Origin of the sequence: Paracoccus fontiphilus, from assembly GCF_017356265.1 — a bacterium.
Taxonomy (GTDB): domain Bacteria; phylum Pseudomonadota; class Alphaproteobacteria; order Rhodobacterales; family Rhodobacteraceae; genus Paracoccus; species Paracoccus fontiphilus.
Window position 1 is genome coordinate 71,397 of sequence record NZ_JAFNAW010000011.1, and the last position, 19,678, is coordinate 91,074.

Sequence of the window (19,678 nt, forward strand, 5' to 3'; positions counted from 1 at the left end):
ATTCTAAGATGACGCGCGACCAGGAATTGCAGATGAACATCGAACGGCCCACCTCGTGGCTGCCCTTGGCCAACAGCAGGGCGGCAGAGGAGATCGCCTCTCGCGACTGGTCAGCGACATCGCTCGGCCCCGTGGAAGACTGGCCGGTTTCCCTGCGCGCCATCCTCTCGGCCATGCTGACCTGCCCGACGCCGATGTACCTGGCCTGGGGACCGGACCTGATCTCGTTCTACAACGACGCCTACCGACCGATCCTGGGCTATCGCCAGGCGGACGCGATGGGAAAGCCGTTCCGCGATCTTTGGGCCAGCATCTGGGACGACATCTCGTCCTTGGTGGAAGACTGCCTGCACGGGCAGAGCCGGAAGATGGTGGACATGCGGCTCGACCTCAGCCGCACGGGCGAGTCCGAGGAAAGCTATTGGACCTTCACCTATTCGCCCGTCCAAGACGACGAAGGCCGCGTCGCGGGGCTGCTTTGCGTCACGGGGGAAACCACGGCGCGGATCCTTGCCGAACGCGCGCGCGCCAAGGCCGACGAGCGGCTGAACCTGGCGATGTCGGCGGCAAACAGCGTCGGCATCTGGGACTGGGACGTGGTCAATGACCGGGTGACGTCTGACAGCCGCTTTGCCAGCCTCTACGGCGTCGATGCGGCAGTTGCCACGGAAGGCGCCGCCATCGACCATTTCTTCGAGGGCATTCACCCCGACGATCGCGCGCGGGTCGAAGCCGAGGTTGCGGAAGCCATTCGCACGGTCGGCACGTTCAGTTCCGAATACCGCCTGCTGCGTGCAGACGGCACGATCCGCTGGGTCTCGGCCCAGGGGCAATGCATCGCCGGCGATGACGGGCGCTGCGCCCGCCTGCCCGGCGTCAGCTACGAGATTACCGAACTGAAGCGGGCCGAACTGCAATTGCGCGCCGCCAAGGAGGAAAGGGAATTCGTCCTCGACCTCATGGCACGGCAGCGCATGTTGGGCGACCCGCAAGAGATCCTGCATTGCGCGTCCGAGGCGCTGGGCAAGCGCCTTGGCGTCAACCGGGTAGGCTTTTACCGGCTGACGGGTCCGCGCACCATCTGCCACGAGGCCTCCTGGACCGACGGCAAGCTGGCCGCCCTGATCGGCATCCAGGCGACGGATCACTATGGCGTTCTGGCGGATCAGGAACGCCGGGCCGGTCGCGCCCTGGTCTTCGGCAACAGCCGTTCCGAGAGCAGGGGCGCCTTGGCCCCTTATGCCGACGAAGGCGTCCTGGCCGGCCTCTGCGTGCCCCTGCTGACCGATGGAAAATGGGCGGCGGGCATCTATCTGCACCAGGCGACCATCCGCCACTGGACCGAACCCGAAGTCACGCTGGCCAAGGAAATCGTGCAGCAGACCTGGCTGGCGATGGAGCGGGCGGAGGCCCTGCGCAACCTGAACCGCCGGCTCGAGGAACAGGAAGCCACCATCGCGCAGCGCGAGATCGTCCTGCGCGAGGAGTTCGAGCGCCGGGAAGCCGCCGAACGGCAGCTTCGCCAGTTGCAGAAGATGGAGGCCGTGGGTCAGCTGACTGGCGGCATCGCCCATGACTTCAACAACATGCTGGCCGTGGTGATCAGCGGGTTGAACCTGACCCAGCGCCAGTTGGCGCGCGGCAATACCGATGTCGGCGCCTATATCGAGGGCGCGCTGGAAGGCGTGAACCGCGCCGCCGCCCTGACGCAGCGGCTCTTGTCCTTTTCGCGCCAGCAGCCCCTGGAACCGGCGGTCGTCGATGCCAATGGCTTGCTGACCGGCCTGTCGGACATGCTGTCGCGTTCCCTTGGCGAGATGATCGTGCTGGAAACGCTGCTGCAGCCGGATCTCTGGGCAACCAAGGTCGATCCGAACCAGTTGGAAAACGCCATCATCAACCTGGCCGTGAACGCGCGCGATGCCATGCCGGATGGCGGGCGCGTGGTGCTGCAGACGGCGAACGCGCATCTGGACACCGCCCAGGCCCGCGTGGCCGGGATGGAGCCGGGCGACTATGTCCGCATCCGCGTGCAGGATACCGGCGCCGGCATGACACCCGAGGTCCTGTCCAAGGCCTTTGACCCCTTCTTCACCACCAAGCCCACGGGGCGCGGCACGGGCCTGGGGCTGAGCCAGGTTTATGGCTTCATCCGCCAGTCGGGCGGTCATGTTTCCATCAACTCGCAGATCAGCCGGGGCACGGTCGTCGACCTGCTGCTGCCGCGCTGTCTCGAAGGGGCGGGCCAGGTGCCGATGGATCAGCGGGTCGACGTGCCCCAGGGCCGGCCCGAGGATGTCGTCCTGGTGGTCGAGGACGAGGATCGCGTGCGAAGCTTCACCGTCGCCGCCCTGAAGGAGCTTGGCTATACCGTGCTGGAGGCCGCGTCGGGCGTTGCCGCCCTTGCGATCCTGAAAGCGCGGCAGGATGTCCGACTGCTGTTTTCCGATGTCGTGATGCCGCAGATGACCGGCCCCCAGCTGGTCGAGCAGGCACAAAGCCTGCGCCCGGACCTGAAGGTCCTTTACACCAGCGGCTATACCGGAAAGTCGCTGGAAACCCACGACCGGGTCAAGGCAAGCGGCAACTTCCTGGCCAAGCCCTTCAGCTTCGACCAGCTTGCGCGCAAGATCAGCGACGTGCTGTCCCGCAAGGCGGCGGGCTAGCGTCGCCGCTTTGACCGCTTGTTGCCGCCGCGCTGCCCGGCCCGGCCCGCCGTGGACCGGCCGGACGCCTTGACGGCCTCCTCGGCCGCTTCCTCGATCACGGACTGACGCGCCAGGGGGTCGTCGGCGACGGCCAGTTCCACGGCCTCCAGACGCTTCACCTCGTCGCGGATGCGGGCGGCTTCCTCGAACTCCAGGTTCTCGGCTGCCTTGCGCATCTGCGAACGCAGGGCGTCCAGATGGGTGGCCAGGTTCGCGCCGACCATGGGGCGGTCCACCTTGGCGGTGACGCGCGATTGGTCGGTATCGCCCTGCCACAGGCCCGCCAGCACATCCTCGACGTTCTTGCGGACGGTCTGGGGCGTGATGCCGTGGGCCTCGTTATAGGCCATCTGCTTCTGGCGGCGGCGCTCGGTTTCCGCCATGGCGCGTTCCATGCTGCCGGTGATGCTGTCGGCATAAAGGATCACCCGCCCGTCCACGTTCCGCGCCGCCCGGCCGATGGTCTGGATCAGCGAGGTCTCGGACCGCAGGAAGCCTTCCTTGTCGGCGTCCAGGATCGCCACCAGCCCGCATTCGGGGATGTCCAGCCCCTCGCGCAGCAGGTTGATGCCCACCAGCACATCGAATGCGCCCAACCGCAGGTCGCGCAGGATCTCGATCCGCTCGATGGTGTCGATATCGCTGTGCATGTAGCGGATGCGGATGCCCTGTTCGTGGAAATATTCGGTCAGATCCTCGGCCATGCGCTTGGTCAGCGTCGTGACCAGCGTGCGCAGGCCCGCCTTGCTGACGCGGCGGATCTCGTCCAGCAGGTCGTCCACCTGCATCTCGACCGGACGGATCTCGATCTCGGGGTCCAGAAGGCCGGTGGGACGGATCACCTGTTCGGTGAAGACGCCGCCGGTCTGGTCCATCTCCCATTGCGCGGGGGTCGCGGACACAAAGACCGATTGCGGGCGCATGGCGTCCCATTCCTCGAACTTCAGGGGGCGGTTATCCATGCAGCTTGGCAGGCGGAAGCCGTGTTCGGCCAGCGTGAACTTGCGCCGGAAGTCGCCCCGGTACATGCCGCCGATCTGCGGCACGCTGACGTGGGATTCATCGGCGAAGACGATGGCGTTGTCGGGGATGAACTCGAACAGCGTGGGGGGCGGCTCGCCCGGCGCGCGGCCGGTCAGATAGCGGCTGTAGTTCTCGATCCCGTTGCAGACGCCGGTGGCCTCCAGCATCTCGAGGTCGAAATTGGTGCGCTGCTCCAGACGCTGCGCTTCCAGCAGCTTGCCTTCGTCCACAAGCTGCTTCAGACGACCCTGCAATTCCGCCTTGATGCCCTTGATGGCCTGCTGCAACGTCGGGCGCGGCGTGACGTAGTGGCTGTTCGCATAGATGCGGATCTGGCGGAAGTTGTCGGTCTTCTGGCCGGTCAGCGGATCGAATTCGGTGATCGCCTCAAGCTCGTTCCCGAAGAAGTCGAAGCGCCAAGCGCGATCCTCGAGGTGGGCGGGCCAGACCTCGACCACGTCGCCCTTGACGCGAAAGCCGCCCCGCTGGAAGGCCGCGTCCAGACGCCGATACTGCTGGGCTACGAGCTGGGCGATGAACTCGCGCTGGTCATAGCTGTCGCCAACAACCATGTCCTGGGTCATGGCCGAATAAGTCTCGACCGAGCCGATGCCGTAGATACAGGAAACCGAGGCCACGATGATCACGTCATCGCGTTCCAGCAGCGCGCGGGTGGCCGAGTGGCGCATCCGGTCGATGGCCTCGTTGATCTGGGATTCCTTCTCGATATAAGTGTCCGACCGGGGGACATAGGCCTCGGGCTGGTAGTAGTCGTAGTAGCTGACGAAGTATTCGACCGCGTTATCGGGGAAGAAGCCCTTGAACTCGCCATAAAGCTGGGCGGCCAGGGTCTTGTTGGGCGCCAGGATGATGGCGGGGCGCTGCGTCGCCTCGATCACCTTGGCCATGGTGAAGGTCTTGCCCGTGCCGGTCGCGCCCAGCAGCACCTGGTCGCGTTCGCCCGCCTGCACGCCCTGGGTCAGTTCGACGATGGCGGTCGGCTGGTCGCCCGCGGGCTGGAATTCGCTTTTCATCACGAAGCGCCGACCGCCCTCCAGCTTGGGGCGGGTGACTTCGATCGGGCGCGCGACCGGCGCGTTGGTGTTGTTGTGACCCATCAGGCAACCTTCATGCGGCAGAGCCTAGAAGGTGTGTCCCCGCGCGGGAAAGTCAACCGGCGCTGCTGACGGATTGCGGCAGCAGGGGGCGCTCGCGCCCCCTCTTGGCCTGCGGCCAATTCACCCCCGAGGGTATTTCGACAACGAAGAAGAAACGGTCAGCGCTTGAAACGTGACGGCTGCAATTCGGCCCATCCCTGCCTGCCCTCCACTTCCTCGGCCAGGATCTCGGCCGTGACCGGGCCAAGGGTAAAGCCCTGGTGGCCGTGGCCGAAATGCGCCCAGAGATTCGGCTGGTCCGGCACGCGGCCGATCACCGGCAGCATGTCGGGGATGCAGGGGCGGCGGCCGGTCCAGGGTTCGGCCTCGACCGGGGCGCCGATGTTGAACAGTTCCCGCGCGGCCTTTTCGCCGTGCTTCAACTGCGGGGGGCTCAGGCGCGGGTGGCTGGTCAGTTCGGCCGCCGTGGCAATGCGCAGGCCCCGCCGCATGGGCGAAAGCACGACCGAGTTGCCGAAGTCCGCAATCGGGTGGTTCGGCGGCGTTTCCATCCGGTAATGGCGATGATAGCCGCGCTTGAAGACCATCGGCACCGTCAGGCCAAAGCGCTGCAGCAGCATCGGCGACCAGGGGCCGAGCGCCACGACCGCGTGTTCTCCCTCGGCCTCGCCAGCCCGCCAGCCCTTGCCCGCGCGGTGCAGGTCGCCCGCATCGGCGTTGACGATCCGACCGCCGCGCCGTTCGAACAGCGCGGCATAGGCCGCCACGAGGCCGCCGGGATCGGAACAGGCCCAGGCATCGGCCCAGTGGGTCGCGCCCTCGACCTCGATCTTGATGGCGGGTTCCAGGGTGCGCAGGGCCTTGCCGTCCATCAGCTTGGCCTCGACCCCGAATTCATCCAGGAACCGCTTGGCGGTGGCACGGGCCTTTTCCATGCGGGCGGGCGTTCGGTGCACCTCGATATAGCCGTCGCGGCGGATGATGTTGTCGGCGCCCGCTGCCTGGACCAGGGGCGCGTGGCGGTCGGTCGACTGGCGGATCAGCTTGCCCCAGGTCAGCGTCGCCCGGCGGTGCCCGGCAGGCAGCGAGTTGATGGCATAGGTCCAGACCGCGTTCAGTTGCGACAGCAGGCCCCCGACGTTCCACTTGACGTCATAGCCGCGCCCCATGGCGATCTGCAGCAGCGCGCCGGGCGCAAGCGGCATGGCATAGGGTTCGACCGCCTCGGTCTGAATCAGGCCCGCGTTGCCGTAGCTGGTTTCCCGCCCCGGCACGCCGCGTTCAATGATCGTGACGTCGTGCCCGCGCGCCTGCAAGGCCAAGGCGGTCGAAACCCCGACCATGCCCGCACCCAGAACCAGAATCTCAGCCATATCCGTACCCTGACCGTGTTTCGGTCAGGGATGCAGACATTCCGATTTTTCGGCAAGGATTATCGCACGATCTTCGGCCAGGCGAAAAAACTTTGCAAGATTTAGGCGAAAAGCTCTCGGCAGAAGGTCAAACCTTCGACCAGATCATCTACTTCCTGCTTCGTGTTGTACATCGCGAATGATGCGCGCGCGCTGGCGGTGATTCCGAAGAACTCCATCAGCGGCATGGCGCAATGGCTGCCCGCGCGCACGGCGATGCCGCGCTTGTCGAGGATGGTCGAGAGGTCATGGGCATGGGCGCCCTGCATGGTCATCGAGAAGATCGACCCCTTGTCCGGCGCATCGCCCTGGACCTGCAACCAGTTCAGGCTGCGCAGCCGGTCGCGGGCATAGTCGCGCAGGGACCGTTCGTGGGCGGCGATGTTCTCCATCCCCAGGTCCATCATGTATTCCAGCGCGGCGCCCAGGCCGATCTGGTTGACGATGCCGGGGGTGCCCGCCTCGAACCGCAGGGGCGGGTCGGCATAGTCCACGGCGTCGCGTGTGACGGTGCGGATCATGTCGCCGCCGCCCAGGAAGGGCCGCATCTCGGCCTGGCGGTCGCGGCGGATCCACATCGCGCCCGACCCCGAGGGGCCGTAAAGCTTGTGCCCGGTGATGCAGTAGAAATCGACGCCAAGCGCGTCCAGATCGACCGGCATGTGCACCGCCGCCTGCGATCCGTCGGCCAGGACCGGCACGTCGGTGCCGCGCGCGATGGCGCCGACATCGACGATGGTGCCGGTGACGTTCGACATATGCGTGACGGCGATCAGCTTGGTCTTCGGTCCCACAGCCGCCAGCACCTTTTCCGGCGGCAGGCTGCCGTCGGGTTCGGGTTCGACCCATTTCAGCACCACGCCCTGCCGTTCGCGCAGGAAATGCCAAGGCACGATGTTGGCATGGTGTTCCAGCACCGACAACACGATCTCGTCCCCCGCCTGCATCCGGGGCGCGGCCCAGCCATAGCTGACCAGGTTGATCCCTTCGGTCGAGCCGCTGGTAAAGATCACCTCGTCTTCATGCGGGGCATGGAGGAAGCGGGCGATGATCGCCCGGACGCGTTCATAGTTGTCGGTCGCCAGGTTGGAAAGGAAATGCAGGCCTCGGTGGACGTTGGCGTATTCGCCCTCGTAGGCGCGGGTGATCGCGTCAATCACCTGACGCGGCTTCTGCGCGCTGGCGCCGCTGTCCAGATAGACCAGCGGACGGTTGTTCACCTGCCGCGACAGGATGGGGAAATCGGCGCGGACGGCATCGACGTCAAAGCTCATTGCGGCATCTCCGGCATGATTCCAAGGGCGGCGGCAAGGATGGACAGGATGAAGCCCGCCGCGATGGCGGTGCCGATCAGGCCCATCGTGACCTTCAGCGTGCTGGAAAAGCCGTGCAGCGCCTTGGTGAACTGCACGGTCAGCCACAGGAACAGCGCCATCGCCGCGATCCCCAGCAGCCCGGCGACGGCAGGCATGACAAGCGACAGCACGATCTGGATGGCCTGGACCAGCAGCAGCAGGACCTCGATCCAGACGGTCAGCAGCAAGGCGTCCTCGAACCGGCCCCGACCGCCGAAGGCACGGCCGACGCCCGACATCAGGCCCGCCGCCAGAACGATCGCCACCATCTGCATGACGGCCAGGACCATGGGCTGCTGGCTGAGCATGACGACCTGGATATCGTCTTCGGCAGGGGCGCTGAACATCGCCCCCGCGACCCAAGCCAGCAGGGCCGAGATCGAGACGGCGGCCAGCAGCGCCATCCAGCGCGCCTGCACCGGCCAGTCCTGCCGCATCAGGGCGTGCGCCGCGCCCTGCGGATTGCGGAAGGACAGCCCGATCAGGGCCTTGAAGTCGTCGAAGGTCATGCTCGCCTCGCCAGGGCGGAAAGTCCGGCCCCCCAGATCATCAGAAAGCCTGCGCCGCAGACCGCCTGCACGACAGCAAGCGCCGGTCCGGGCCCGATCAGTCCAGCCACAAGACCCGCCAGCAGCATGGCGGGCGCAACCGCCAGAAGCGCCCAGAACAGCGCCAGGCGCGAATCCTCGGGCGTCAGGCGCCAGGGCGTCAGCCGCGACAGGGCCGACACGACAGCCGCCAGGGCATAGGCCAGCAACGGCATCAGGAACAGCACCGCCAGCAGCGCGCCGCCCATTCGCGCATCGAAGGGCACCGAGGGGTCAAGCTGCGCCAGCCGCGCGTTGGCGGGGGCCTGCGCCACCAGGAAGATCAGCATCGCCAGCATCAACACGACCAGCTTGACCCGTTCCGGCATGGCCGAAAGGCCCCGCACCACCCGGCGCGGGGCCCACCAGCTTTGCAACACACGCGGGGCGATCCCGCCCGGCGGCGTCACTGAACCGCGTTCAAGGTCAGCCACACGTCAAGCCGTTCATAGATGCAATCGCGGATGGCCTCGTCCTCGATCTCGGCCAGGGCGTCGGCCAGGAAGGACAGGACCAGGAACACGATGGCCCGCTCTCTCGGCACCCCGCGAGAGCGCAGGTAGAACAGCGCCTCCTCGTCGATCGCGCCGGTGGTCGAGCCGTGGGAGCATTTCACGTCGTCGGCATAGATCTCCAGTTCCGGCTTGGCGAGGAACTGGCTGCGTTCGTCCAGCAGCAGGGCCTGGCTGATCTGGTAGCCGTCGGTCTTCTGCGCGCCGGGCTTGACCAGAATCTTGCCCTGGAACACGCCCTCGGCCCCGTTCTTCAGGACCTTCTTGAAGACCTGGCGGCTTTCGCAACGCTCGGCCCCGTGGGTGATGAAGACGGTGTCGTCCTGGTGGAACGGCGCCTTGCCACCATCGCCCAGAACGGCGGCGGCGATATGGGCCACGGCATCGTCGCCGGCGATGTCGATCACGGCCTCGTTGCGCATGGTCGTGCCATTGACCGACAGCGTGAAGGACTTGAACTGCGCCTCGGCCGCGACGCGGGCGAAGATGTGGCCGATGCCGACCTTGGCATCGACCGCCCGCTTGGATGCGATGTGGTGGAACCGGGCGCCCCGGGCCAGATCGACCTCGATCACGCCGTTCGAGCGCGCGCCCGACATGCCGGTTTCCAGCAGGGTCAGTTCGGCCCCTTCCTCGACGCGGATGACGTGGTGCCACATGGCATCGGCCTTGTCCAAGGCGCGGCGATGAACCACATGGATCGGCTTGGCGGGGGTCCCGGTCACGCGGATCAGCAAGCCATCCTGCGCGGCGGCCGTGTTCAGCACCGCAAAGGGCCGCTTCACGGGCTTCTGGCCCGCCGCTTCCAGCACGCCGTAAAGGTCGGCCGCCCAGCTTGCGCCAGCCTCGGCCTGCGCGAGGGTCGCGATCTCTACCCCATTCAGGGCCAGATCGTCCGACGCCGCCTCGTCGAAGGCGCCATCGACGAACACCAGCGTCAGCTTGTCCAGCCCGTCGAACAGCGGCGTTTCCTGCCCATCCGGGATCGCCAGCGCTTGCGGAGCGGGCGCGTTGAAGGGACGCGGATCGGTATAGCGCCAGTATTCGTCGCGCGGGCCGGGCAGGCCCATGTCCCGCAACCGGGACATCGCATCCTGCCGCGCGGCCGCCGTGAACCCGCCTTGCGGCAGGCTCAGCGCCGCAAGCCGCGCGTCAAGCGCATTGACGGGCTTGGCCGTGCCCTCGATCGTCGGGGTCTGGTCCTTCGCCTTGACTGCCGTGTCCGCCATCAGCGGGCCTCCGCCAGCAGGTCGCCGTAGCCTTCTTCCTCGACCTGCAGGGCCAGTTCCGGCCCGCCGGTCTTCACGATCCGTCCGTTCGCCATGATATGGACCACGTCTGGCTGGATGTGGTTCAGCAGCCGCTGGTAATGGGTGATGACCAGAAAGCTGCGGTCTGGCGAACGCAGCGCGTTCACGCCGTCGCTGACCAGCCGCATGGCATCGACGTCCAGGCCCGAGTCGGTCTCGTCCATGATGCACATGCGCGGTTCCAGCATGGCCATCTGCAGGATCTCGTTGCGCTTCTTTTCCCCGCCCGAGAAGCCCACGTTGACAGGACGCTTCAGCATCTCGGGGCTGATCTGCAGTTCGGCCGCCTTGGCGCGCACGACCTTCAGGAAATCACCCGAGGACAGCTCCTCCTCGCCGCGCGCCTTGCGCTGCGCGTTCACGGCGGTGCGCAGGAAGGTCATGTTGCCGACGCCGGGGATCTCGACCGGATACTGGAAGGCCAGGAACAGGCCCGCGGCCGCGCGTTCCTCGGGCTCCATGTCCAGCAGGCTTTCGCCGTCCAGCGTGGCGCTGCCTTCCGTCACTTCATAGCCGTCGCGGCCTGACAGGACATAGGACAGCGTCGATTTGCCCGATCCGTTCGGCCCCATGATCGCATGGACCTGACCTGCCGGGATCTCCAAGGACAGACCCTTCAGGATCTGCTTGTCCTCTTCCTCAAGTTTCACATGCAAGTTGTCGATTTTCAGCATCTTTTCCTCATCGGATGGTGGCGGCGGTGCCTGCGGCACCATCATCTTGTTCCTGCGGCCCTTAGCCGACCGAACCTTCCAGCGAAATGGCGACCAGCGACTGCGCCTCCATCGCGAATTCCATCGGGAGAGCCTGCAGGACCTCGCGGCAGAAGCCGTTGACGACAAGGGCCACGGCCTCCTCCTCGTCCATGCCGCGCGACCGGCAATAGAAAAGCTGGTCGTCATCAACCTTGGAGGTCGTCGCCTCGTGCTCGACGCGGCTCGAGGTGTTCTTGACCTCGATGTAGGGCACGGTATGCGCCCCGCACTTGTCGCCGATCAGCAGGCTGTCGCACTGGGTATAGTTGCGGCTGTTCGTGGCGCGCGGGTGCATCGTGACCAGGCCGCGATAGGTGTTCTGCGCCTGACCGGCCGAGATCCCCTTCGACACGATCCGCGACCGGGTGTTCCTGCCCAGATGGATCATCTTGGTTCCGGTGTCGGCCTGCTGGAAGTTGTTGGCGATGGCGATGGAGTAGAACTCTCCTTGGGACTCGTCGCCGCGCAGGATGCAGGACGGGTATTTCCAGGTGATCGCCGATCCGGTCTCGACCTGCGTCCACATCACCTTGGCGCGGGCCTCGCGGCAGTCGGCGCGCTTGGTGACGAAGTTGTAGATGCCGCCCTTGCCGTTCTCGTCGCCGGGAAACCAGTTCTGGACGGTCGAGTACTTCACCTCGGCGTCTTCCAGCACCACGATCTCGACCACGGCGGCGTGCAACTGGTTCGTGTCGCGCTTGGGCGCGGTGCAGCCTTCCAGATAGCTGACATAGGCGCCCTTGTCGGCAATGATCAGCGTGCGTTCGAACTGGCCGGTGTTTTCGGCGTTGATGCGGAAATAGGTGGACAGTTCCATCGGGCATTTCACGCCCTTCGGGACATACACGAAGCTGCCGTCCGAAAAGACCGCGCTGTTCAGCGTCGCGAAGAAGTTGTCGGACTGCGGCACGACCGAGCCGAGGTATTTCTTCACCAGTTCCGGATGCTCGCGGATCGCCTCGCTGATGGAACAGAAGATGACGCCGGCCTTGGCCAGCTCGTCCTTGAAGGTGGTGCCCACGGACACGCTGTCGAACACGGCGTCGACGGCCACGCGGCGGCCCTCGGCGGGCGCGTCCTCGGCCCCTTCGACCCCGGCAAGGATCATCTGTTCCTTCAGCGGGATGCCCAGCTTTTCATAGGTCGCCAGCAGCTTCGGATCGACCTCGTCCAGCGACTTGGGCTTCACCTCCATGCTTTTCGGGCGGGCGTAGTAATACTGGTCCTGGTAGTCGATCTCGGGATAGTTCAGCATCGCCCACTTGGGTTCGGCCATGGTGAGCCAGCGGCGATAGGCCTCGAGCCGCCATTCCAGCATCCATTCCGGCTCTTCATTCTTTTGCGAGATCAGGCGGACGATGTCCTCGCTCAGCCCCTTGGGGGCATACTCCATCTCGATCTCGGTATCCCAGCCGTACTTGTAGCTGCCCATGTTCTGCACGGTCTCGACCGTCTCGCGGTCGACGCCTTCGCGCACGTCAAGATCGATGGTTGCGTTCATCCTTTGTCCTTCCATAGGCCGGGTGGGAACCTAGCCATTCCTGTCGCGCCAGCGTGAATACGCGCTTTCCCACGCATCCGCAAATCGGTTCACCTGATCGTCGCCCAAAGCCGGGCTTATCGAGATCCGAATTGCCGATTGCGCGGCCTTGTCGTCGAAACCCATGGCCTGCAAAACCCCGCTGGCCCGGACCTTGCCCGAGGAACAGGCCGACCCCGCCGAGATCGCAAAGCCCGCCAGATCCATCTGCATGACCTGGGTTTCACCCTTCCAGCCCGATGTAAGAAGACAGGTCGTGTTCGGCAAGCGTTTGACCGCTTTTCCTGCGACGATTGCGCCGGGCGCCGCGGCCAGCAGTCTATCCTCCAGCGCTTCACGCCGGGCGGCGACCTCGTCCCATAGGCCCGCCTCCAACTCCCTTTGGGCAGCGGACGCGGCGGCGGCAAACCCCAGGATGCCGAGCAGGTTCTCGGTCCCGCCCCGACGCCCTTGTTCCTGCCCGCCTCCGCGGATCATCGCCTCGACATCGGTGCCGCGCTTCACGATCAGCGCGCCGATGCCCTTGGGACCGCCCAGCTTGTGGGCGCTGACGAAACCCGCCGTGATGCCCAGCCAGTTGAAGGCGAAGGGCACCTTGCCGAAGGCCTGCGTCAGGTCGCTGGACCCCAGCCCCTGCGGCAAATCCTGGATCACGCCGGTCTCGTTGTTGGCCAGTTGCAGGCTGGCCCTTGCGGGATCGGGCACCGACACGATGCCGTTGCTGTCCACCGCCAGATCCTGCTCGCACCAGACCTTGACCGCGCTGTGTTCCACGACGGCGCAATGGACGCCCCTGCCCGCCAGCACCATCGCCGCGGCCTCGGTCGTGCCCGAGGTGAAGATCACGTCCGCGCCTTCCGCCCCCAGCGCCGCCGCCACCTGTTCCCGCGCACGCTCCATCGCCATCTTGGCCGCGCGACCCTCGCTGTGGACCGATGACGGGTTGCCGACGATCTCCATCCCGTCACGCATCGCGGCCTTGACCTCGTCGCGCAGGGGGGTGGTGGCGTTCCAGTCCAGATAGGTTCTCATCCGATCACCCCGGCGATCTTCTGCGCCAGCCTGCGGGCCACGGCATCCTTGGCCATGCGCGGCCATTCCTCGGCGCCTTCCTCGGTGATGACCGTCACGGCGTTTTCGGTCCCGCCCATGATGCCGGTGCCCTCGCTGACATCGTTGGCGACGATCCAGTCGCAGCCCTTGCGCAGCCGCTTGTCGGTGGCATGGGCCACCACGTCGTTGGTTTCCGCCGCAAAGCCCACCACCAGCCGGGGGCGCCGCGTGTCCGTCTGGCTGATCCAGGCCAGGATGTCAGGGTTCTCGGTCATTTCCAGCAGGGGCGCCTTGCCCGAGCCGTCCTTCTTGATCTTGCGCGCGGACGAGTTCCTGATCCGCCAATCGGCCACCGCCGCCGCCATCACCGCCGCATCGGCGGGCAGCGCGGCTTCTACCGCGTCGCGCATCTGCCGGGCGGTCTGGACGCGGATCACCTCGACGCCTTCGGGCGGGGCCACGTCGGCCGGCCCGGTGACAAAGCTGACCCGCGCGCCCATGTCGCGCAGCGCGGCGGCGATGGCCGTCCCCTGCGCGCCCGAGGATCGGTTGGCGATATAACGCACCGGGTCGATGGGTTCATGCGTGGGGCCGGAGGTCACGATGACATGCCGCCCCGACAGCACCCCCGACCGGACCTGAGCCTCGGGCAGCAGCTTCAGCGGTGCCTGAGGGGCCAGTTCATCCCGGATCGCGGCGACGATGGCTTCAGGTTCCGACATGCGCCCGGTGCCGTATTCGCCGCAGGCCATGTCGCCGTCCTCGGGGCCGACGAACAGGATGCCGTCGTCGCGCAGCACACGCAGGTTCCGCTGCGTCGCCGGGTGGTGCCACATCCGCACGTTCATCGCGGGCGCCACCAGCACGCGCTTGTCGGTCGCCAGCAGCAGCGTGGACGCCAGATCGTCCGCCAGCCCATGCGCCATCTTCGCCAACAGGTCGGCCGTGGCGGGGGCGACGACGACCAGGTCGGCATTGCGCGACAACTGGATATGGCCGATCTCGGCCTCGGACGCGATGTTCCACAGGCTGTCTTGCGCTGCCTCGCCCGCCAGAACCGACAGCGTCATCGGCGTGGTGAACTGCGCGCCCGCCTGCGTCAGGACCGGGGTGACCGACGCGCCCTCGGCCCGGATCAGGCGGATCAGGTGCGGGACCTTCATGGCCGCGATGCCGCCGCCGACGATCAACAGGATGCGCTTGCCGTTCATCTTGCCCCCTTGGCGTTCCGCATCAGACACATAGCCACCCGGCCCCCGTGCCGCAAGCAATCGCCACCCGTTAACCTTTCCTTAAGCCCCGTCCCGTTAACCATCATGGGAACGAAAAGGGGAAGTCATGGTCGCCATCGCCTATTCCGTCGCCTTCGAGGGGATCGAGGCGCGGCTGGTCGAGGTTCAGTGTTCCGTCGCGGCGGGCCTGCCGGGCTTTGCCATCGTGGGCCTGCCCGACAAGGCCGTCAGCGAGGCGCGTGAACGCGTCAAGGCCGCCTTCGGCGCGCTGTCCATCGCCATGCCGAACCGGCGGCTGACGGTGAACCTGTCGCCCGCCGACCTGCCCAAGGAAGGCTCGCATTTCGACCTGCCCATCGCGTTGGCGATCCTGGCCGCGCTGGAGATCGTCCCGGCCGAGGAACTGTCGCGCTGCGTCGCGCTTGGGGAACTGGCGCTTGACGGGCGGCTGGTGGCGGTCACGGGCGCCCTGCCCGCCGCCATGGCCGCGGCCGAGGATGACCGCGCGCTGATCTGCCCCCGCGCCTGCGGCCCGGAAGCAGCCTGGGTCGACGCCGTTCCGGTGCTTGCCCCTGCCACGCTGCGCGAGGTGATCGACCACCTGACCGACCGCGCCCCCATCGCCCGCGCCCAACCCGGCATGATCGACGGCGCCGTGGCGCGGGGCTGCCTGTCCGAGGTGAAGGGCCAGGAACGCGCCAAGCGCGCCCTGGAGATCGCGGCGGCTGGCCGACACCACCTTTTGATGGTCGGCCCGCCCGGCGCGGGCAAGTCGATGCTGGCGGCCCGCCTGCCCGGCCTGATGCCGCCGCTGGGCGCGGCCGAGGCGCTGGAAACCTCGATGATCCATTCGCTTGCGGGCACCCTGGACGACGGCGGCATCTCGCGCCGTGCGCCGTTCCGCGAACCGCACCACACCGCGTCCATGGCCGCCATCGTCGGCGGCGGGCGCGGCGCCAAGCCGGGCGAGATCAGCCTTGCCCATAATGGTGTCCTGTTCATGGACGAATTTCCCGAATTTCCCCGGCAGGTGCTGGAAACCCTGCGCCAGCCCATCGAGACGGGCGAGGTCGTCGTGGCCCGCGCCAATGCCCATATCCGCTATCCCTGCCGCTTCCTGCTGGTCGCTGCCGCCAATCCCTGCCGTTGCGGCTATCTGGCCGACGCCGCCCGCGCCTGTTCCCGCGCGCCCGCCTGCGGCGGGGACTACATGGGCAAGATCTCGGGTCCGCTGATGGACCGCTTCGATTTGCGGCTGGAGGTTCCGGCGGTCAGCTTCATGGACCTGGAACTGCCCTCGGGCGGGGACACCTCGGCACAGGTTGCCGCACGGGTCGCGGCGGCGCGGGACGTGCAGGCCGCGCGGTTCAACGACCATCCGCAGGTCCGCGTGAATGCCGAGGCCTCGGGCAGCCTGCTGGACCGGATCGCCGCGCCGGACGACGAAGGCCGGGCGCTGATCCTGAAGGCATCGGAACGCCTGGGCCTGACCGCGCGTGGCTATCACCGCATCCTGCGCACGGCGCGCACCATCGCGGACCTGGCGGGATCGGCGGCAGTGCGCGCGCCCCACCTGGCCGAGGCGATCAGCTATCGCCTGCCCTTTGTGGCGGGCGGCTGACGAATTGCGCATCCTGCAACCGGGCGCTATGGCAGGGCGATCCTGATCACGGACTCGGCCATGCCCCCCATCAGTGCCCGGATCGGCGGCATCCTGACCGCCCTCGCGCTTCTGGCGACCATCCCGCATGAATACGGCGGCGGCCAAGGCTTCGCGATCACGGCGGCGGCGCTGCTGACGCTGGCGCTGGCGCTGTTCTCGCTGACCGCGCGCCTGTCGCGGCTGGCCTTCGTGGCCCTGGGCCTTGTCCTGATCGCCTGGGCCGCCGCAACGCGTGCGGGCTGGGCCGAAGCCACGCTGACCGCCCTGTCGCGCGGTGCCTTCATCATCGCGCTGTTCACCGCCCTGTCGGCGCTGCGCAGCGCGGCGATCGGCTCGCAGGCCATCCTGGACTGCGGGCGCTTCCTGGCCCGCCAGCCGCCGGGGCGGCGCTATCTGGCCCTGACGCTGGGAGGGCACCTGTTCGGCCTGATCCTGCTTTACGGCTCGATCTCGCTGCTGGGCTCGCTGGCCGCCGAAAGCACCGCGCGCGAGGCGAACGAGGAACTGCGCCGCCATCGCCTGCGCCGGATGCTGGTGGCGATCCAGCGGGGGTTTGCCTCGACGCTCTGCTGGTCGCCCATGGCGCTGTCCATGGCCGTGACCATGTCGGTCGTGCAGGGGGCGTCCTGGGCCGGGGCCGTCGGGCTGTGCCTTGTCAGTTCCGCCCTGATGATCGGGATCGGCTGGCTGCTGGATACGGTCTTCAAGCCCCATCTCAGCGCGCCGCCTCCACCGCGCGCGGCGGAAACCGACAGCTGGTGGCTGCGCCTGCGCCCGCTGCTGGTGCTGCTGGCCATCGTCGTCGGCAGCGTCTTCGCGCTGCACCTGGCGACCGGCGTCGCCGTGACGGGCGCGGTGATGACCGTGGTGCCGCTGGTCGCGGCGGGTTGGCTCCTGATCCTGCGACCCGCGCCGGGCGGACCGCTGGCCTCGCTTGCCATGCGGATCGGCCAGTTCGCCACGCGGGAACTGGCCGGCTATCGCGGAGAGATCATCCTGCTGTTCATGGCGGGCTTCATCGGCAGCCTCGGGTCCTGGCTTCTGGTGCCGATCATGCAGGCGCATGGGCCGGACCTGTCGGCATTCCCGCCGCTGCTGATCCTGGCGGCGCTTGTCTGGGTGATCCCGCTGTCCGGCCAGGTGGGCATGAACCCGATCCTGGCCGTGTCGCTGCTGGTGCCGCTGCTGCCCGCGCCCGAGGCGCTCGGCATCCACCCCACGGCCATGGTGGTCGCCATCACAGGCGGCTGGGCCATCAGCGGCAACACCTCTCCCTTTACGGCCTCGGTACTGCTGGTCGGCAAGCTGGGCGGGGTCGAGGCGCGCCACGCGGGCGCGCGGTGGAACGGGCTTTACGCCTTGGCGACGGGTGCGGCGCTGACCCTGTGGGTGCTGATCGCCGCGGCCCTTCTATAAGGGCCGCGGCGCTCCGTTTCACTCGACCTCGACCAGCAGGTCTTTCGCGTCGATCTGTTCGCCCGGGCGGACGTGGATGGCCTTGACGGTGCCGTCGCGGTCGGCATGGAGGCCGGTTTCCATCTTCATCGCCTCGATGGTCAGCAGCAGGTCGCCCTGGTGGACCTTCGCGCCCGCCGTTGCCGCGACCGAGGCCACCACGCCCGGCATCGGCGCGCCGACATGGCCGGCATTGGCCGGATCGGCCTTGGGGCGGGCAGCCTTGGTGCCGGTGGCCTTGCGGTTCGGCACGCGGACCTGGCGGGGCTGGCCGTTCAGCTCGAAGAAGACCTTGACCTCGCCCTTCTCGTCCGTGTCGCCCAGCGTCAGCAGGCGCACCTCCAGGGTCTTGCCGGGGTCGATCTCGACGCTGATCTCGTCGCCCGGCTCCATGCCGTAGAAGAAGTTCTTGGTGGGCAGGGTGCGGACCGGGCCATAGATCTGATGCCGCGCCATGTAGTCGGAAAAGACCTTGGGATACATCAGCCAGCCGTTCAGGTCCTCGTTGTCGATCGGAACGCCCAGGTCGGCGGACAGCTTGGTCCGCGCGGCCTCGATGTCCACCGGCTCCAGATGCGCGCCGGGCCGGTCGGTGATGGGCGCCTCGCCCTTCAGGACCTTGCGCTGCAGGTCGGCGGGCCAGCCGCCGGGGGGCTGGCCCAGGTTGCCCTTCATCATGTCCACGACGCTGTCGGGGAAGCTGACCTCGGTGGCCGGATCCATCACCTGCGTGGGCGTCAGCCCCTGGGCCACCATCATCAGCGCCATGTCGCCCACCACCTTCGAGGACGGCGTGACCTTCACGATGTCGCCGAACATGCGGTTCACGTCGGCATAGGCCTGCGCCACCTCGTGCCAGCGGTCCTCCAGCCCCATGGAGCGCGCCTGCGCTTTGAGGTTGGTGAACTGCCCGCCCGGCATCTCGTGGAGGTAGACCTCGGAGGCGGGCGACTGCAGGCCGCTTTCAAACGCGGCGTAGTTCTCGCGCACGCGCTCCCAGTAGTTGCTGATCTGGCGGATCGCCGCAATGTCGAGGCCGGTGTCGCGCTCGGTGCCCTCCAGCGCCTCGACGATGGAGCCGAGGCAGGGCTGCGAGGTGCCGCCCGAGAAGGCGTCCATGGCCGCATCGACCGCGTCCACCCCCGCCTCGGCCGCAGCCAGGATCGTCGCCCCGGCAAGGCCGCTGGTGTCGTGGGTGTGGAAGTGGACGGGCAGGCCCACCTCCTCCTTCAGCGCCTTGATCAGGATGCGCGCGGCGGCGGGCTTCAGAAGGCCCGCCATGTCCTTCAGGCCCAGCACATGCGCGCCCGCGGCCTTCAGGTCCTGCGCGGTCCTGACGTAATAGGCCAGGTCGTACTTGGACCGATCAGGGTCCAGCATGTCGCCGGTATAGCAGACCGTGCCTTCGCAGATCTTGCCGGTCTCGATCACCGCGTCCATGGCGACGCGCATGTTCTCGACCCAGTTGAGGCTGTCGAAGACGCGGAACACATCGACGCCGCTTTCTGCCGCCTGCTTCACGAAGGACACGACCACGTTGTCGGGATAGTTGGTGTAGCCCACGCCGTTGGAGGCGCGCAGCAGCATCTGCGTCATCAGGTTCGGCATCCGCTCGCGGATGTCGCGCAGCCGCTGCCAGGGACATTCCTGCAGGAAGCGGTAGGCCACGTCGAAGGTCGCGCCCCCCCAGCATTCGACCGAGAACAGGCCGGGCAGGTTCGCCGCATAGCTTGGGGCCACGCGGATCATGTCGATGGACCGCATCCGCGTCGCCAGCAGCGACTGGTGGCCGTCGCGCATGGTGGTGTCGGTCATCAGAAGGCGCGACTGCGCGGCCATCCAGTCGGCCACCGCCTGCGCGCCCTTTTCCTCCAGCATCTGCCGGGTGCCGGGCGCGGGTGGGGCCTTCGGCGCGGGCGGCACCGGCGGGCGGGCCTGCGCGGGCGGCCGGGGGC

Annotated in this window: 14 protein-coding genes; 3 read left to right on the forward strand and 11 right to left on the reverse strand. The window is 67.3% G+C overall.

Features of this window, described 5'->3' with window-relative positions:
- Positions 1-8: 8 nt before the first annotated feature.
- On the forward strand, positions 9-2,666 hold the full coding sequence (locus tag J0F76_RS06345; RefSeq protein WP_207466957.1) for a PAS domain-containing protein: 2,658 nt from the start codon (positions 9-11) through the stop codon (positions 2,664-2,666).
- Here the strand turns inward: J0F76_RS06345 and uvrB are convergent.
- The 10 genes from uvrB to coaBC all read right to left on the reverse strand — a co-directional run bounded on the left by uvrB (position 2,663) and on the right by coaBC (position 14,584).
- On the reverse strand, positions 2,663-4,849 hold the full coding sequence (uvrB, locus tag J0F76_RS06350) for an excinuclease ABC subunit UvrB (RefSeq protein ID WP_207466959.1): 2,187 nt from the start codon (positions 4,847-4,849) through the stop codon (positions 2,663-2,665). The two genes, J0F76_RS06345 and uvrB, sit on opposite strands and share 4 nt — an antisense overlap.
- A gap of 158 nt (positions 4,850-5,007) precedes the next feature.
- Positions 5,008-6,222, reverse strand: a complete 1,215-nt coding sequence (locus J0F76_RS06355; protein WP_207466961.1) for an NAD(P)/FAD-dependent oxidoreductase — start codon at positions 6,220-6,222, stop codon at positions 5,008-5,010.
- 101 nt (positions 6,223-6,323) lie between these two features.
- Positions 6,324-7,535, reverse strand: coding sequence for a cysteine desulfurase (locus J0F76_RS06360; RefSeq protein ID WP_207466963.1), 1,212 nt, complete (start codon positions 7,533-7,535; stop codon positions 6,324-6,326).
- A complete protein-coding gene (locus tag J0F76_RS06365) occupies positions 7,532-8,125 on the reverse strand; it encodes a Yip1 family protein (protein WP_207466965.1) in 594 nt (197 codons plus the stop codon). The genes J0F76_RS06360 and J0F76_RS06365 overlap by 4 nt, the downstream gene beginning before the upstream one ends.
- Complete coding sequence (locus J0F76_RS06370) at positions 8,122-8,637, reverse strand: hypothetical protein (protein ID WP_341351563.1); 516 nt, start codon at positions 8,635-8,637, stop codon at positions 8,122-8,124. Before J0F76_RS06370 ends, J0F76_RS06365 begins: the two co-directional genes overlap by 4 nt.
- Positions 8,610-9,944, reverse strand: a complete 1,335-nt coding sequence (locus J0F76_RS06375; protein ID WP_207466968.1) for a SufB/SufD family protein — start codon at positions 9,942-9,944, stop codon at positions 8,610-8,612. The genes J0F76_RS06370 and J0F76_RS06375 overlap by 28 nt, the downstream gene beginning before the upstream one ends.
- Entirely contained in the window at positions 9,944-10,699 is a 756-nt protein-coding gene (gene sufC / locus J0F76_RS06380) for a Fe-S cluster assembly ATPase SufC (protein ID WP_207466970.1), read from the reverse strand. Before sufC ends, J0F76_RS06375 begins: the two co-directional genes overlap by 1 nt.
- 61 nt (positions 10,700-10,760) lie before the next feature.
- A complete protein-coding gene (gene sufB / locus J0F76_RS06385) occupies positions 10,761-12,281 on the reverse strand; it encodes a Fe-S cluster assembly protein SufB (protein WP_207466972.1) in 1,521 nt (506 codons plus the stop codon).
- Between the two features lie 30 nt (positions 12,282-12,311).
- A complete protein-coding gene (locus tag J0F76_RS06390; RefSeq protein ID WP_207466974.1) occupies positions 12,312-13,352 on the reverse strand; it encodes a cysteine desulfurase family protein in 1,041 nt (346 codons plus the stop codon).
- On the reverse strand, positions 13,349-14,584 hold the full coding sequence (coaBC, locus tag J0F76_RS06395) for a bifunctional phosphopantothenoylcysteine decarboxylase/phosphopantothenate--cysteine ligase CoaBC (protein ID WP_207466976.1): 1,236 nt from the start codon (positions 14,582-14,584) through the stop codon (positions 13,349-13,351). The genes J0F76_RS06390 and coaBC overlap by 4 nt, the downstream gene beginning before the upstream one ends.
- Before the next feature lie 127 nt (positions 14,585-14,711).
- On the opposite strand from coaBC, the gene J0F76_RS06400 reads away from it, so the two are divergent.
- Together J0F76_RS06400 and J0F76_RS06405 are read left to right on the forward strand one after the other, a co-directional pair.
- Complete coding sequence (locus J0F76_RS06400) at positions 14,712-16,226, forward strand: YifB family Mg chelatase-like AAA ATPase (RefSeq protein ID WP_207466978.1); 1,515 nt, start codon at positions 14,712-14,714, stop codon at positions 16,224-16,226.
- 60 nt (positions 16,227-16,286) lie between these two features.
- Positions 16,287-17,684, forward strand: a complete 1,398-nt coding sequence (locus J0F76_RS06405; protein ID WP_207466980.1) for a hypothetical protein — start codon at positions 16,287-16,289, stop codon at positions 17,682-17,684.
- Positions 17,685-17,702: 18 nt separating this feature from the next.
- Here J0F76_RS06405 and J0F76_RS06410 read toward each other — a convergent pair.
- On the reverse strand, positions 17,703-19,678 hold a 1,976-nt coding region (locus J0F76_RS06410; RefSeq protein ID WP_207466981.1), incomplete at its 5' end, for a pyruvate carboxylase.

Bases quoted from the DNA above. Each gene is read 5' to 3' on its own strand.
- sufB (WP_207466972.1), bottom strand. From the start codon at position 12,281: ATGAACGCAACCATCGATCTTGACGTGCGCGAAGGCGTCGACCGCGAG.
- J0F76_RS06405 (WP_207466980.1), top strand. From the start codon at position 16,287: ATGCCCCCCATCAGTGCCCGGATCGGCGGCATCCTGACCGCCCTCGCG.
- J0F76_RS06375 (WP_207466968.1), bottom strand. From the start codon at position 9,944: ATGGCGGACACGGCAGTCAAGGCGAAGGACCAGACCCCGACGATCGAG.
- J0F76_RS06400 (WP_207466978.1), top strand. From the start codon at position 14,712: ATGGTCGCCATCGCCTATTCCGTCGCCTTCGAGGGGATCGAGGCGCGG.
- J0F76_RS06345 (WP_207466957.1), top strand. From the start codon at position 9: ATGACGCGCGACCAGGAATTGCAGATGAACATCGAACGGCCCACCTCG.
- coaBC (WP_207466976.1), bottom strand. From the start codon at position 14,584: ATGAACGGCAAGCGCATCCTGTTGATCGTCGGCGGCGGCATCGCGGCC.
- J0F76_RS06365 (WP_207466965.1), bottom strand. From the start codon at position 8,125: ATGACCTTCGACGACTTCAAGGCCCTGATCGGGCTGTCCTTCCGCAAT.
- uvrB (WP_207466959.1), bottom strand. From the start codon at position 4,849: ATGGGTCACAACAACACCAACGCGCCGGTCGCGCGCCCGATCGAAGTC.
- J0F76_RS06390 (WP_207466974.1), bottom strand. From the start codon at position 13,352: ATGAGAACCTATCTGGACTGGAACGCCACCACCCCCCTGCGCGACGAG.
- J0F76_RS06360 (WP_207466963.1), bottom strand. From the start codon at position 7,535: ATGAGCTTTGACGTCGATGCCGTCCGCGCCGATTTCCCCATCCTGTCG.
- sufC (WP_207466970.1), bottom strand. From the start codon at position 10,699: ATGCTGAAAATCGACAACTTGCATGTGAAACTTGAGGAAGAGGACAAG.
- J0F76_RS06355 (WP_207466961.1), bottom strand. From the start codon at position 6,222: ATGGCTGAGATTCTGGTTCTGGGTGCGGGCATGGTCGGGGTTTCGACC.